A 14,694-nucleotide genomic window follows, 5' to 3' on the forward strand; every position below is an offset into this window, starting at 1 on the left:
TGGGGCGCCCGGGCCGAGGGTTCGGGTCAGGGCGCCTTATAACGGTTGTACAGGGCGGTCACGTCCCTGACATAGGCTTGGGTTTCCGCATAGGGCGGCACGGCGTCGTATTTGCGCACCGCCCCTTCGCCCGCGTTGTAGGCGGCAAGCGCCAGGTCCAGACGACCCGGATATTGGTCAATCAGCCGTCGCAAATGGCGCGAACCGGCCCGCACGTTTGTCGCCGGATCCACCAGCGCGCGCTCGATATCATCCACCGACAGCACCGACGCCGCGGTTGCCGGCATCAGCTGCATCAGGCCCAGCGCGCCCTTGGGTGAACGCGCATCGCTGCGGAACCCTGACTCGATCGCGATCACGGCAGTCAGCAAGGCCCGGTCCACCCCCGAATCCACGGCGGCCTGGGCAATCAGGCCATCATGCGCGGCGGACGGCTTGGCGTCGCCCCAGCGCAGCGCACGGGATGTCGGCGCCATCGAGGCCAACCGTGCGCCGTCGCCCGCTTCCGGAGGACAGTCCAGGCAAGCCTTGATCCCGTTGCCCCGCCAGACCGTCCGCGCCTGCGCTCGCTTGTAATACTTGGCATAGCCGGTGGGCACCTTCATCGCCCGCCACACGCCATACGGGTCTTTGTACCGGTAGATCTCACTGGCCTGAACAGGGCGGACAGGCGCCAGCGCCAGAGCGCCCGCCACGACAGCCGACAGCGCCGCCATGCCGCCGGCGCGCGCCAGCAAGGTGCGCAGGGCCAGCAGAATGGATCGGGAATGTGGGTGCATGGGTCGGGGCTCCGGCGGCGCCCGAAGGCGCGTTGGCGAGTCCCTATGCTGCGGCGATCCCCCCGGTTTGTCGCTCCGCCCTACGTCCTAGTCCATCGCAGCCGCCCGCTTTTCCTCGATAAAACAGGGGCGCAACTAGGACATATGCAGGACGATTACTATAGAATATGTCGCAATATTTCGTTTATTTACCAAATGAATGAACCTGGCCGCCCCGCGCCAGGCGGGAGAGGTTGAGATGGACGCAGAAAACACGCTCCAGCTAGTGCTGGACGCCAACACCAACGTCCTGACGGCCATTTACACGCCGCCGCCGCGCCCCGATGCTCCGGCCCCGGACGATGACAACGCCTTGGCCGCCGAGGCGGCGACTGACGCGACCCGCACCGCCAACGACGAAGCGGCCTTGGAACCGGACGCCGATACTGACGTTGCCGTGGATACGGATGTCGACACGGATGTCGATGTGGCCACTGCCCCCATCGTCAACCTTGATCTGCCCAATTGGGACATGCTGACCGCCGCCGCCGTCGCCCAGGGCTGGACCGCCGAAGCGTTGGACAACCACGCCGTGCTGGCCTTCATCGACCGTTGCCGCAGCGCCGCCGAGCCGGTGCATTTCCCCGTCGGACAGGTGGTGGACGGGTCGTTCGAACTGGAACTGGACCCCACCCGCATGGCCGCACTGCTGACCCTGCACCCGCCCAAGGGCGGGCAGCCCGTCACGCTGGACATGTTGCGCCACGCCGTCACCGACCGCGGCATCGTGCATGGCGTGCTGAACCAGGCCATGGCCGAGGCCGTGGAACAGGGCCGCCACGCAACCGTGATGATCGCCCAGGGCACGCCGCCCACCCGCGGCACGCCGACCCGCTTTGAAAGCCTGCTGGACCGGCTGAAGCCGCGTGCACAGGAAATCGACGAACTGGCCCAGGTGGATTACCGCGATCTGGGCAGCCTGCTGCTGGTCTCGCCCGGCACGCCGCTGATGCGCCGGGTTCCCCCGTTGCCCGGCGTGGACGGCACCAATGTGCTGGGCGAACCGGTCCTGCCGGATGAAATGCCCGATACGCCCTTTTCCAAGGACATCTCGGGGGTCGAGGTCGACCCGGAAGATCCGCTGCTGCTGCGCGCCACCATCGCCGGCACGCCCACGCTGATCAGCCAGGGCGTGCAGGTGAATCCGATGGTGGAGGTCGACGCCGTCAACCTGTCCACGGGCAACATCACCTTTGAAGGCTCGTTGCAGGTGCGCGGCGACATCGCCGCCACCATGGAAGTCCGGGTGACCGGCGACGTGGTCGTCAACGGCACCATCGAAGCCGCGCTGGTGGAGGCCGGCGGCAGCGTGACGGTCAAAGGCGGCATCATCGGCATGGCCGAAGCCTTGCAAGACGCCACGGCCACCGCCCGCACCGCCCACATCGTCTGTGGCGGCGCGCTGAAAGCGAAGTTCATCGAAAACGCCATCATCAGCGCCGGACGGGACGTGGAAGTGGAACGCGAAATCCGCCAGAGCAGCATCGCCGCCGGCGGCAGCGTGCTGGTCGGCCCCCCGAACACGCAGCAAAGCGCGATTACCGGCGGTCAGACCCGTGCGTTGAATGCCGTGCGCGCGGGCACGATCGGTTCGCCTTCAGGCATTCCAACACTGGTGCAGGCCGGGCTGGACCCGCATGCCGACATCAAGCGGTCGGCGCTGACGCGCAAGCGCCTGAAGATGAACGAAGAAAAGGCCAAGCTGGAACAACTGCTGATGTTCCTACAGGCCAATCCGCAACGCGCCCCTGGCGACGTGGTGGAACGCGCCCGCAACACCCACGGCAAGCTGACCGGCGACCTGCTGGCGCTGGACGAAGACGAGGCTCAGCTGGTCCGCGACCTTCAGCCCCTGCACACCGCCATCATCACCGCGACGCGGCGCTTTTGCAGCGGCGCAAGGATCCAGCTGGGCAACAAGGTGCAGGAATTCCTGGAAGACCAGGTGGGCGGCAAGGCCGGGCTGGAAGAAGGCGAGATCGTCATTCGCTGACCTCGCCTTTGGCGTCTTTCAGGGCGCCAGTTCCTGGAACCAGACGCGCGGCGAAATCCCGCGGTCTGGACCCAGGATGGAGAATCCGCCGTCCACCGGGATATCCACACCGGTCATCCAGGACGCGGCATCCGAACACGCAAAGCAAACGGCGGCTGCGATCTCGCTGCCCGCCCCCACCCGGCCCAGCGGATGGAAGTGCGCCCCCACCGCATCGGCTGCCTGCCGCGAGCCGCCCGACAGCTGCTCCACCGACGGCGACCACGTCCAGGCAGGCGACACCGCCAGCACGCGCACACCGGCCGGCGCCAGTTCCACGGCGAAATTCTTGGTGATCTGCAACAAGGCGGCCTTGGACGCCGGATACAGTGCGCGCCCGGCCGCGCCAAACTTGCCGCCCGTGCTGCCCAGGTTCACCACCACGCCGCCGCGCGGCAGGTGCGGCGCGGCCATCTGCGTGAAGATCGCGGCCGACACCAAATTGGTATCCAGCGTGCTGTGCCATTCCTCGCGCGAAGACGCCAGCCCCCGATCCGTGTACTGGCAAGCGTTGTTCACCAGAATGTCCAACCGGCCGAAGCGCGCCAGCGCGGCGTCGATGCAGCGCTGAATCTGGCTGTCCTGGCCGATGTCGGTCTCACAGAACAGCGCCCGTTCAGCCAGTTCCCCAGCCAACGCCTGCCCCGCCTGGACGTTACGCCCGACCAGCACCACGTTGACGCCTGCCGCCACCAGCCCGCGCGCGATATCGGCGCCCAGCCCCTGCGTACTGCCGGTGACGATGGCGGTCTTGCCGGCCAAGCCGGGAAAGCCTGAAAAATCCATGGAAAATCCTTGTTCAGTGCGGCGCGGCGGCCCAGCGCACAGCATCCGCCACCGAACCGGTTTGTGCAATCAAGCGCATGCTGGCCAGCGACGCCTGATGCACGGCTTCGTCGGCCGACGCGCAAGCGTCTTCGGCAACCATCACGTCAAAGCCGATATCGGCCGCGTGGCGTACGGTCCCCTCCACCACGGAATGCGTCGCCACACCCGCCACCACCAGCCGGCGCGCGCCGATGACGCGCAGCGTTTCTTCCAGTGGCGTGCCGTAGAACGCGCTGATGCGCGTGTGCTTGACGATGAACTCGCGAGGGCTGCCGGCCAGCGGTTGCAGGCCGTCGTAAAAGGCGCTGCCCCACTGCCCTTCAGGCACCGCGCCAATCGTCGCCACATTACGGAAGATCGCGCAATTGGCCAGCAGGTCGGCGTAGTCCGGCCGGAAAGCGATCCGCACATGCACGATGGGCAGCGCCCGCGCCCGCGCGCCGTCCAGCAAGGCGGTGGCATTGTCCAGCAGGCGCTGACGCGCCCCGCTGTCGGCATCCAGCCCGACACGGATCTTGCCGTCGGGATGCAGCACATCGTTCTGGTAGTGCAGCGCCAGCACCGCGGTATCCGGCATCATCAGACGAACACCTCGAACACATCATGCGCGTCGTCACAATTGACCAGATCCACGCGCTTCATGCGGATGCGCCAGCCGTCCCCTTCGGCAGCCAGCTTGTGGGTATAGCGTCCGGCCAATTGGCGCGGCTGACGCTTGCGCCATTCCGTCATCTGAAACGCGGAATGCACCACCAGATTGCCGGCCCCGTCCACGCCTTCGACCTGCACGCCGCCTACCAGCCGCACGCTGCGCGTGGGCGGCTGCTGCGACCAGTTGCGGGGATGCTCCAGACGCCGGATGCGCACATCGCGCAGCATCCGGTCTTCCCAGAACAACGAGATATGGTCATAGGGGCTTTGCTGACCCGGCACCCGTGGCATCCAGTACATGCCGTCCGGCGTCCACAGCGCCTGCCAGTCGTCATAGCGCCGTTCATCCAGCAGCCGCGCTTCGCGGTAAAGAAACTGGGCGATGCGGTGGTAGGCGTCCGCCGGCACGTCGGCCGGCGACAGATCCGTGGTGCCAACGTCAAAATCCAGGTCTAGCAACATGCGCCTTCTCCCGTGGCGGGCGTGTTCAACGCCGTGCCCGCTTCCATATAGGTCTTCCAGGCGCGGAACTGATTGCGCATGGGCAATTCGCTGGTGCCGTTGACGGACACCAGGCCATCCGCGTCGCTGCGGTCGTTGCCGTGGTAACGGTGCATGCTGACCCACTCTCCGCCGCGCGTGGCGTTGCCTTCCTGGCACCGGTTGTACAGCTCGATATCGTCCGGCATGACGTTGGACGATGGCGAATTGATGACGTTCGCATAGAGCATGGCGCGTTTGAATACGCCGTCCGGCGCCCCCTTGCAGCGGAACGTCTGGATTTCAATCAAGGTACGGTCGACGGCGATCGGGCGAATCACGCGGAACTGCTGGAACACGGTATGCGGCGACCCGCTGCCGTAGATGACCGTGTTGTGGCGGTTCATGCCCAGGATCTCGCGGGCGCGTTCCTCGCCATAGGCGGTGGCCAGAATGTCGAAGTGCGCGCGCGACACCGGATCACGCTCGGCCGCGCCCGGGTTGAAGATGCCTTCCATGTAGCCGTGGCCGTTGTCATAGGCGCGCAGCTCCAGCTTTTCCCAGAACTCGTAGGGCTCGCCGTTGCCGTCCATGATGTGCAGCTCAAGCGGCATTTCGCCGATCTCCTTGGCCTCGTCACGGGCAGCCGCGTACGACGATTCATGCGTCACGCGGGCGTGCATGGTGTCATGCAGGTTCTCGTAGAACACCTTCCAGTTCGACCGTTGCATGACGCGAAAGATACCGCCTGCGACTTCGACCTCGCCGACCGGGGAACGGTCGCACAGGTTGTCGATGGACGAACGCACACCGCCCAGGAAGTCGGTCAGCGCCGGCCCTTCCTTGGACTGGCTGGCGAACACGAAGCCGCGGTAGTTGTCCACGCGCGCCAGGCGGCGCATCGAGAACGCGGGGTCGGTGGGGTCATAGGACGTTCCTTCCAAGCCCTGCTTCAGCGGCACCCCAAGGTGGCTGCCGTCCAGCTTGAACGTCCAGGCGTGGTAGGGACAACGGAAGAATTTGCCCACGCAGCCTTCGCCATCCGCCACCACCTTCGCCCCCTTGTGCGGGCAGCGGTTGTACAAGACATGCACGTTGCCATCGGCGGCACGCACCATCAGCACGTCCTGATCGCCTACGCGGGTGGTGTGATAGTCGCCCGTCTTGGGCACCTGGCTTTCGTGGCCCACGTAGATCCAGGCGCGGCCGTAGATCCGTTGCATCTCCAGGTCAAAGATGGCCGGGTCGGTGTATACCCCGCGATGCACGCTGTCGCCCCGCACCATCGCCGCCAATTGTTCTTGCGTGTAAGTCATGTCGTCCCCCTACTTGTTCTCGCTGTCTTTCCAACGCGCCATCAGCGTGTTGGACGGCAAGGTCTCGTCCAAGAGCTTCGCCGCGGTGTCGCGGCCCGCCACCGGCAGCCCCTTGGGGTCCAGCAAACCCACCTGCACCAGCACGCTGGCCTGGTCCCAGTAGATGTGTTCGTGATAGAGCTTGTCGCCACGGAATTTCACAATGGCGATCAGCGGGATTTCCACCGGCCGGCCCGTGGGCGGCACGCCGGGCAGCAGCCAATCGATTTCGGTGGTGTGCGTGAAGCAGAACAGCAGTTCATCCACGATCTGCGTGGCGCCCACCGTGCGCGACAGCGGAACCAGCCGGGTATCGGGCGGATTGCTGTTGACGAAGTGGTGCTGGTAGAAGCGCGACAGCTCCTTGTGGCCCACGCCACCCGTCATCGTCGGGATATGGTTGACGTAAGGCTCGGCCACCATCGTGGCCATCGTGGCGGCCACGTCGCGCGTGCCAAACTCGTATTCGCAGTGCTTGTCCCACAAGGCCGAATAGTCGAACTCGGGGCCGATGGCGCGCTGCAACGCGGCCATGCTGCGCTGGTGCGCCATCTGGGCGGACGGCTTGTCGTAGTGGTCGCCCCCCGTGCGCGCGAACGCATGGTCCATGCCCGAATACACATAAAGCTCCACGCCCGGCTTGCCGCCCAGCGCATCCAGGATGCGCTGGCGTGCCGCGGGCGGACAGAAGCCGTCCTGTTCGGCGATGTGCAGCACAAGACGGCCACGCAACGCGGCGGCTTCTTCCAGGTGCTCTTCAATGCCCACGCCGTAATAGCCCACCGCGACGTCGACGTCGGTACGGCAAGCGGCCAGATAGGCCAGCTTGCCACCCAGGCAGTAGCCCAGCACGCCCACGCCGCCTTGCTGTTCAGGCAATTCACGCAACGCGGCGATGGTGGAGGCGATGTCCTTCACCCCCCGTTCCACGTCAAAGCCTTGGTAGAGCTCGAACGCGCGCGGCATGTCGGCCGGGCCATCGGTCAATTGGATACCCGGCTGCTGGCGCCAGAACAGGTCGGGCACCAACACCACATACCCTTCTTCGGCCAGCAATTGCGCCGCGCGGCGCATGAAGTCGTTAACGCCAAAAATCTCCTGGCACAGCACCAGGCCCGGGCCGTGGCCGGCCGCGGGCACGGCAAGATAGGCGCCGAAGGACTTGCCATCGTACGAGGGGATCGTGATCTCGCGCGTCGTCATGTTCTGGGTCATGCGGTTCTCCTGTAATGCGTGATGCAAGCCGGTTTACTTCATCTGACAAGCAGCGGCGAAGGGATCCTGGTACTGCGACAGCACCGTGCCCGACAGCTTGTTGACCAGCTTGCCGCCCGCGCCCGGCTCAACGACGCGCAAGTAGTAGTTCTGGATCGGATATTGGTTGCGGTTGAACTTGAAATCGCCGCGCACCGACTTGAAGTCCGCGCGCCGCAGCGCCGGACGCAAGGCGTCCGCGTCCAGTTTCCCGCCCGTCTGGCGCACGGCGCTGTCAAGCAGCATGGCCGCGTCATAGCCTTGCGAGGCATACAGCGTCGGCGTGCGGTTATAGGCCTTCTTGAAATCTTCCACGAACTGGCGATTCGCCGGGTTGTCCAGGTCGGCCGCCCACTGAGAGGTGTTGCGCAAGCCCTGGATGGGCGCTCCCACCGCGGCGATCGTGTCTTCGTCGCCCGAGAAGCCGGGCGCCAGCAACGCGATGTCCTTGGACAGGCCCGCGCCGTTGAACTGCTTGATGAAATTCACGCCCATGCCGCCAGGCAGAAAGAAGAACACCGCGTCGGGCTTGCTGGCCCGCAACCGCGTGATCTCGACCCCATAGTCCAGTTGGCCGAGCTGGGTGTAGATCTCTTCGGACAAGCCGCCTTTGTACAGGCGCTTGAAGCCATTCAGCGACTCGCGTCCGCCCGGGTAGTCCGGCGCAATCAGCGCCACGTTCTTGAACCCCTGGTCGGTTGCGTACTTGCCCATGGCTGCGGGAATGTCTTCGTTCTGCCATGCCACCGCGAAGAAGTTCGGATTACAGCCCGCGCCGGCATAGTTTTCCGGCCCGGTATTGGTGCTGAGGTAGATGGTTCCCGACTGCAAGATGGCCGGCATCACGGGCAGCAGCACGTTTGAAAACACGATGCCCGTCATGATGTCCACGCGGTCTCGTTTCAGCAACCGTTCCACCGCCTGGCGGCCCGTGTCCGCCTTCTGCTGGTCGTCAGCCACGACCACTTCCGCCGGCAAGCCGCCCAACTTGCCTCCGGTGTGTTGCAGCGCAAGATTGAAGCCATCGCGAATCTCGTTGCCCAAGGCCGAGCCCGGGCCGGACAGCGTCGTCAACAAGCCCACCTTGACCTTGTCGGCCGCCGCCGCGCTTGCCGCGGCCGCCATGCAGACCAGCGCCGCCAGCGCGCGCCGGCTCCAGAGATTTCGATTCATGAGCCACCCCGTTTTCGCCGCCAGCCTCGCTGGCGGAAAGCTGACAGAACCCGTCTGCCGTCGGTACTCGCATGCTGCCCATCCTTGTCGCCCTGCGGCTAGCGTATGCCGCCCGGCCGCCCGGCTCTATCCGAATACGGGCAGTCTTATCCGGGATTCACTTAATTCCAAACCGGGGAGGATTAATTTACTCTGGCCCGATACGGGAGCGTTCCCGTCCCGGAGGCATCCATGCACGACTGGTCCCGACTCATGCTTGCGCCGCTGTTCAAACGGCGCGTGTTCAGATCCACCCAGCAGGACGAGACGCGCATGCGGGTGTCCGAAGCGTTGAAGGAACACCGCCTGACCTGGAAAGGCGGCCGCGTGGACGCCGAGCTGAACCGGGGCCGCTTTGGCTCGCTGACGGTCTGTACCTTGCGCTACGGCGCCGAAGTCCACATCGAACCCGACCGTCTTCAGGACTTCATGCTGGTGCAGGTACCGTTGCGCGGCCGGGCCTATATTGAGTGCGGCAATGAGCGCGTCGACGCCCATCCTGACTGCGCCGCCGTCATCGCCCCCAATCGTCCGCTACGGCTGCACTGGGAAGCGGGGTGCGAGCAGCTGCTACTGAAGATCCCGCGCGGCAAACTGGAAGCGCTGGGCCAGCGCGCCTTCGGCGACGCCGCCACCCGTCCGCTGGACTTCAGTCCCGCGCTACGCCTGGACACCCCCATCGGCGCGGCGTGGCGCAGCATGATGGCCGGCCTGATCCATCTGCTGCCCACCCTGGACGACGGCGCGCTCCGCCCGCCTGCCGCGTGGCTTGCGCACATGGAAGACACCGTCATCCTGCACCTGCTCTATAACCAGCCCAACACCTGGCAGGCCCAGGCCGGCCAGACCCCATCGGTCCCCCGCCGCTTGACGCTGGCCGAGACCTACATGCGCGACAACCTGTCCGCCCCGCTGACCTTGGCCGACATCGCCCGCCACGCCGGCGCCAGCGCCAGCGCCCTGACCCGCCTGTTCCAGGAACATCGCGACACCACTCCCATGAACGCGCTACGGGCGCTGCGCTTGGACACGGCACGGATCCAATTGAAAACGGACGCGCACGCCAGCGTCACCGATGTCGCGCTAGGCGTCGGGTTTGGACATCTGGGACGATTTTCGGAGTACTACCGGGAACGGTTCGGGGAGTTGCCGCGGGAGACGCGGCGGGCGGGGTGACTTTGCGCTTTTTTTTGGGGGGGGGTGCGCGGAGGATGGGGTGCTTGTGGGGGGATGATGGGTTGCGCGGCGCGCGCTTGCGCCTTGGTGGCGGGTTGCGCGCGCTACACCCATCCTACGTGGGATGCGGATTGCGATGCGGATCGTCGGATGCGGCTCTCGGGATCCGGATCTCGGGATGGGGGGCCGGGACGCGGATCTCGGGATGCGGATCTCGGGGATCAGGCGGCGGGGACCACGGCGGTGACTTCGATTTCCACCTTGGCCCGGTCTTCGACCAGATCCGCGACTTCCACCGCCGTCATCGCCGGGAAATGCCGTCCGATGAATTCACGGTAGTGCTTGCCGATGGCGGGATAGGCCGCTACATATTCGTCCTTGTCGGTGACGTACCACGTCATCCGGACGATATGCTCGGGCTTCGCGCCACCTTCGGCCAGGATCGCGACAATGTTCGCCAGCGTCTGGCGGACCTGGTCCGCCAGATCATCCGATTCAAACTGTTGCTGGCCATTCCACCCCACCTGCCCGCCCACGAACACGAGCTTGCTGCCGACCGTCATTTCGGTCAGCACGCCATTCGAATAGCCCCGGGGCGCCATCCAATCCGGCGGTTGCAGAATCTTCATAACGTCTCATCCTATTTTTAAGAAAACTAACTACAGGGTGGCCCCGCCGCTTACGCCGCGGAAGCCAGATAAGCCTGCATGCGTGCCCGCAGGTCCGCAGGTAGCGGCATGGACTTCATCGTCCGCAAATCCACCGTCACGATCGTCAGCGTCGCCGACAAGCGCAACTGGCCGTCCGGCCCTTCAAAACGCACCAGCGCCTTGAACGATGCGCCACCGATACGCTGGACTTCCAGCGTTTGGCGCAGGCGTTCATGCCAGCGGCTGGGCGCGCTGAAATCGCACGTCACCGATGCCATCGGCGTACCGATGTGCCGATCCACATGCAGCGCGTGGAACGGCAGCCCCATGCCCTTGTCGAACCATTCCTCGACAAAGTCATTGATCATCTCGAAATAGCGCGGGTAGAAGACAATGCCCGCCGGGTCGCAATGACGGAAGCGGACTTCGACCTGGCTAGTGAAAGGAGCGGCCATGATGATTCCTGATTGCCTGTTCAAGCCATTTTGCGCAACGCGAACCGTTGCAGCTTGCCCGTTTCAGTCCGGGGCAGCGCTGCCACGAATTCAATCGCGCGCGGATATTTATAGGGTGCGATGCTGGCCTTAACGAATGCCTGCATTGCTGCCACGAGTGCATCGCTGGGCTCATAGCCCGCCTTGAGCACGACGAAGGCCTTCACCAATTGGCCGCGCTCGTCGCACGGGGCGCCCACCACGCCGCACTCGGCCACGGCCTCGTGGCGCAGCAGCGCATCCTCGACTTCCGGGCCGGCGATGTTGTAGCCCGCCGACACGATCATATCGTCATTGCGCGCCTGGTAGAACAGATACCCTTCGTCGTCCTGCATGAAGGTATCGCCCGGCAGGTTCCAGCCGTTCTGCACAAAGCGGCGCTGGCGTTCGTCGGCCAGATAGCGGCAACCGGTCGGACCCTTCACGGCCAGCCGGCCGACGGTGCCGTTGGGCACCGGGTTCATATCGTCGTCCACCACCTGTGCCACGTAGCCGGGCACCACCTGGCCGATGGCCCCGCGCTTCACGGATTCAGGCGGACTCGACACGAAAACGTGGATCATTTCCGTGCCGCCAATGCCGTCGATCATCTCAATGCCGCTGGCCTGTTTCCACAACTGGCGGGTGGCATCCGGCAACGCTTCTCCGGCCGACACGCTCTTCTTCAGCGAAGACAGATCGAACTTGCCCACCAGCGCCGCCATCTGGCGGTAGAACGTGGGCGCCGTGAAGACGATGGTGGCGCGGAAGTCCTGGATCAGTTCCAGCAGGCTTTCCGGCGTCAGTTTTTCAGCCAGCACCGTACTGGCGCCCACGCGCAACGGGAAGCACAGGAGCCCCCCCAGGCCGAACGTGAAGGCCAGCGGCGGCGTACCGCAGAAGATGTCGTCCGGGCCGGGCTTGATCACGTGCTTGGGGAACAGGTCGCACATCGCCAGCACATCGCGATGGAAGTGCATGCAACCCTTGGGCGAACCCGTGGTGCCGCTGGTGAAGGCGATCAGGCACACGTCATCGGCGGCCGTGTCGCACGCGGCATAGTCATCCGGCTTGGCCGCGGCCAGCGCGTCCAGCGCATCCGACGCCGTATCGTTGAAATACACAATCTGCGACAGACCTTCGCAATGGTGCTCGTGATCCGGTTGAGCGCAGAACTGCGCCTCGTCCTTCAGCCGGGCGTCGCACAGCACCGCCTGGATCTGCGCCTTCTCGATGATCTGCTTGAGTTCCTTGGCGCGCAGCAGCGGCATCGTGGGCACCGTCACCAAGCCTGCCTTGATCGCGGCCAGCCAGGACGCGGCCATCATCGGGTTGTTCGGCCCACGCAGCAGCAAGCGGTTGCCGGGCACAAGCTTCATGTCTTCGGACAGCACGCGGGCAATGCGGTTGGTCAGCGCGGCCAATTCCCGATAGGTCATCGTGGCCGGCTTGCCGTCCTGGCGCCAGCGCAGCGCGACGCGCTCGCCGAAGCCCCGGTCGACCATGGCGTCCACCAGCTCGACGGCGCAATTAAGGCGTTTCGGATAGGCCACGTCGGGGCCGTCCAGCAGGAACTCTGGCCATTGTTCGCCCGGGGGCAGATTGTCCCGGGCGAAGGTGTCGGTGTGGGCGGATACTTCCATGGAATTCCCCTTGCTAGCTGTGCGGTGTGGTTGGCTTTGCTGACGGACAGGAGCTCGATGGCCCTTTAGGTCTTCAGCAGTTCACGGGCAATGATCAACTTCTGCACTTCGGTGGCGCCTTCGTAAATACGCAGCGCTCTGATTTCCCTGTAAAGCTTCTCCACCGGCATCCCCGACACCACACCCGCGCCGCCGAACATCTGCAACGCGCGGTCAATCACGGTCTGCGCCGATTCCGTGGCCGTCATCTTGGCCATTGCCGCTTCGCGCGTGGTGCGCTGCTTTTTCACGTCGCGCATCCACGCGGCGCGGTACGTCAGCAGCGCCGAGGCGTCGATGGCGGTTGCCATGTCGCCCAGCGCGGCTTGCGTCAGTTGCAAGTCGGCCAAGGTCTGGCCGAACATGCGGCGCGACTTGGCGCGCGCCAATCCTTCATCCAGCGCCCGGCGGGCAAAGCCCAGCGCGGCAGCCGCCACTGATGCGCGGAAGATGTCCAGCGTCATCATGGCCAGCTTGAATCCCTGGCCCGCATCGCCCAGGCGATGCGACGCCGGAATGCGGCAGTTGTCGAACGTGATCGTGGCCAGCGGATGCGGCGCGATCAGTTCGATGCGCTCGCTCACTTCAAAACCCGGGGTGTCGGCATCCACCACGAAGGCGCTGATGCCGCGCGCCCCCGGGGCTTCACCCGTGCGGGCGAACACGCAATAGAAATCCGCGATGCCGCCGTTGGAAATCCAGGTCTTGGCGCCGTTCAGCACATAGTGGTCGCCGTCCAGCGTGGCCTCGCAGGCCAGCGCGGCCACGTCCGAGCCCGCATCGGGTTCGGACAACGCGAACGCGGCGATGGCTTCTCCGCGGGCCACGCGCGGCAGATAGCGCTGGCGCAGTTCATCCGAGCCCATCAGCGAAATGGCGCCGCTGCCCAGGCCTTGCATCGCGAACGCAAAGTCCGCCAGGCCTTCATGGCGGGCAAGGGTTTCGCGCAGGATGCAGACCGCGCGCGAATCCACTTCCGGCAAGGCACCGCCCCAGGCGCCGCCCGGGCCGCCTGCAACCGCATAGCGCAGCCAGCCGGCCTGGCCCATGGCCTTCACCAGTTTCTTGCAGGCCGCATCGGCGTCGTGATGGTCGACGTCACCCAGCGACTGCTCGCACCAGGCGTCGACGTCATGCGCCAGCTTGCGGTGCGAATCGTCGAAAAAAGGCCAATCCAGCCAGCTTGCGTCGCGCATCATCAGTTCCCCTCGAAAACCGGCTTCTGTTTGGCCACAAAGGCCTGATACGCGCGGTGGAAGTCGCGCGTCTGCATGCAGATGGCCTGGGCCTCGGCTTCGGCCTCGATGGCCTCGTCCACGCCCATGTTCCATTCCTGATGCAGCAGTTTCTTGGTGACGCCATGGGCGAAGGTCGGGCCGGCTGCCAGTTGCGCGGCCAACGCCTGGGCGGCGTCAGCCAGCTTGTCGGATTCATGCAAGCCGTTGAAGAAGCCCCAGTTGGCGCCCTCTTCCGCCGTCATGGCGCGGCCCGTGTACAGCAATTCAGAGGCACGGCCTTGGCCGATCATGCGCGGCAGCAAGGTGCAAGCGCCCATGTCGGCCCCCGCCAGACCCACCCGCGTGAACAGGAAGGCGGTGCGCGCGGCGGGCGTGCCCAGCCGCATGTCAGACGCCAATGCGACCATCGCGCCCGCGCCGGCGCAGATGCCGTCCACCGCCGCCACGATCGGTTGCGGGCAGGCGCGCATGGCCTTGACCAGATCGCCCGTCATGCGGGTGAAGTCCAGCAATTCGGGCATGCTCATCTTGGTCAGCGGACCAATGATTTCGTGCACATCGCCACCCGAGCAGAAATTGCCGCCCGCGCCCGTCACGATCACGACCTTGATGTCGGTGGCATACACCAGCGACCGGAACAGGTCGCGCAGTTCGGCGTAGGAATCGAACGTCAGCGGATTCTTGCGTTCCGGACGATTCAGCGTGACCGTGCCGATCTTGCCGTCGGCCGACACCTGCCACAAGAACGTCTTGGCCTGATAGCCGGCCATCGGACGTTTGTGGTGCTTCATGGTGTGCTCTTCGGACTGGGTGCTCATGGTGTCTCCGTTCGTTATCCTGGGGTT

The 14,694-nt window shown here is 65.2% G+C and carries 14 protein-coding genes; 2 read left to right on the forward strand and 12 right to left on the reverse strand.

Going from position 1 to position 14,694, the window contains the following annotated elements:
* Positions 1–26: 26 nt before the first annotated feature.
* Positions 27–779, reverse strand: coding sequence for a lytic transglycosylase domain-containing protein (locus tag HV753_RS27925; protein WP_175177821.1), 753 nt, complete (start codon positions 777–779; stop codon positions 27–29).
* A 238-nt stretch (positions 780–1,017) separates the two neighbouring features.
* Between HV753_RS27925 and HV753_RS27930 the strand changes: the two genes are divergently transcribed.
* The gene (locus HV753_RS27930) at positions 1,018–2,811 is read left to right on the forward strand and encodes a flagellar assembly protein A (RefSeq protein WP_175177822.1); all 1,794 of its coding nucleotides are present in this window, start codon (positions 1,018–1,020) and stop codon (positions 2,809–2,811) included.
* Positions 2,812–2,829: 18 nt separating this feature from the next.
* On the opposite strand, the gene HV753_RS27935 is transcribed toward HV753_RS27930, so the two are convergent.
* From HV753_RS27935 to HV753_RS27960, 6 genes are read right to left on the reverse strand one after another with little or no spacing between them, the layout of a single operon-like run.
* Positions 2,830–3,636, reverse strand: coding sequence for an SDR family oxidoreductase (locus HV753_RS27935; RefSeq protein ID WP_175177823.1), 807 nt, complete (start codon positions 3,634–3,636; stop codon positions 2,830–2,832).
* Positions 3,637–3,649: 13 nt separating this feature from the next.
* A complete protein-coding gene (locus HV753_RS27940; protein ID WP_175177824.1) occupies positions 3,650–4,258 on the reverse strand; it encodes a cysteine hydrolase family protein in 609 nt (202 codons plus the stop codon).
* A complete protein-coding gene (locus HV753_RS27945) occupies positions 4,258–4,791 on the reverse strand; it encodes an aromatic-ring-hydroxylating dioxygenase subunit beta (protein WP_175177825.1) in 534 nt (177 codons plus the stop codon). Before HV753_RS27945 ends, HV753_RS27940 begins: the two co-directional genes overlap by 1 nt.
* The gene (locus HV753_RS27950) at positions 4,782–6,125 is read right to left on the reverse strand and encodes an aromatic ring-hydroxylating dioxygenase subunit alpha (protein ID WP_175177826.1); all 1,344 of its coding nucleotides are present in this window, start codon (positions 6,123–6,125) and stop codon (positions 4,782–4,784) included. Before HV753_RS27950 ends, HV753_RS27945 begins: the two co-directional genes overlap by 10 nt.
* Positions 6,126–6,134: 9 nt before the next feature.
* The gene (locus tag HV753_RS27955) at positions 6,135–7,379 is read right to left on the reverse strand and encodes a dienelactone hydrolase family protein (RefSeq protein ID WP_175177827.1); all 1,245 of its coding nucleotides are present in this window, start codon (positions 7,377–7,379) and stop codon (positions 6,135–6,137) included.
* A gap of 33 nt (positions 7,380–7,412) precedes the next feature.
* The gene (locus HV753_RS27960; protein ID WP_175177828.1) at positions 7,413–8,591 is read right to left on the reverse strand and encodes an ABC transporter substrate-binding protein; all 1,179 of its coding nucleotides are present in this window, start codon (positions 8,589–8,591) and stop codon (positions 7,413–7,415) included.
* 231 nt (positions 8,592–8,822) lie between these two features.
* On the opposite strand from HV753_RS27960, the gene HV753_RS27965 reads away from it, so the two are divergent.
* On the forward strand, positions 8,823–9,806 hold the full coding sequence (locus tag HV753_RS27965; RefSeq protein ID WP_175177829.1) for an AraC family transcriptional regulator: 984 nt from the start codon (positions 8,823–8,825) through the stop codon (positions 9,804–9,806).
* A 221-nt stretch (positions 9,807–10,027) separates the two neighbouring features.
* Here the strand turns inward: HV753_RS27965 and HV753_RS27970 are convergent, their stop codons facing one another.
* The 5 genes from HV753_RS27970 to HV753_RS27990 form a co-directional block, all read right to left on the reverse strand.
* Positions 10,028–10,435, reverse strand: a complete 408-nt coding sequence (locus tag HV753_RS27970) for a RidA family protein (protein WP_175177830.1) — start codon at positions 10,433–10,435, stop codon at positions 10,028–10,030.
* A 50-nt stretch (positions 10,436–10,485) separates the two neighbouring features.
* Entirely contained in the window at positions 10,486–10,911 is a 426-nt protein-coding gene (locus HV753_RS27975; RefSeq protein WP_175177831.1) for an acyl-CoA thioesterase, read from the reverse strand.
* 20 nt (positions 10,912–10,931) lie between these two features.
* Positions 10,932–12,572 carry an AMP-binding protein gene (locus HV753_RS27980; protein WP_175177832.1) on the reverse strand — a complete coding sequence of 547 codons (1,641 nt, stop codon included), beginning with the start codon at positions 12,570–12,572 and terminating at the stop codon, positions 10,932–10,934.
* Between the two features lie 65 nt (positions 12,573–12,637).
* The gene (locus tag HV753_RS27985) at positions 12,638–13,807 is read right to left on the reverse strand and encodes an acyl-CoA dehydrogenase family protein (RefSeq protein WP_175177908.1); all 1,170 of its coding nucleotides are present in this window, start codon (positions 13,805–13,807) and stop codon (positions 12,638–12,640) included.
* 2 nt (positions 13,808–13,809) lie between these two features.
* Positions 13,810–14,667: an enoyl-CoA hydratase family protein gene (locus HV753_RS27990; RefSeq protein ID WP_175177833.1), complete on the reverse strand. Its 858-nt coding sequence runs from the start codon at positions 14,665–14,667 to the stop codon at positions 13,810–13,812.
* Between the last annotated feature and the right edge of the window lie 27 nt (positions 14,668–14,694).

Source organism: Achromobacter pestifer, assembly GCF_902859625.1.
In the GTDB taxonomy this organism is placed as follows: domain Bacteria; phylum Pseudomonadota; class Gammaproteobacteria; order Burkholderiales; family Burkholderiaceae_B; genus Achromobacter; species Achromobacter pestifer.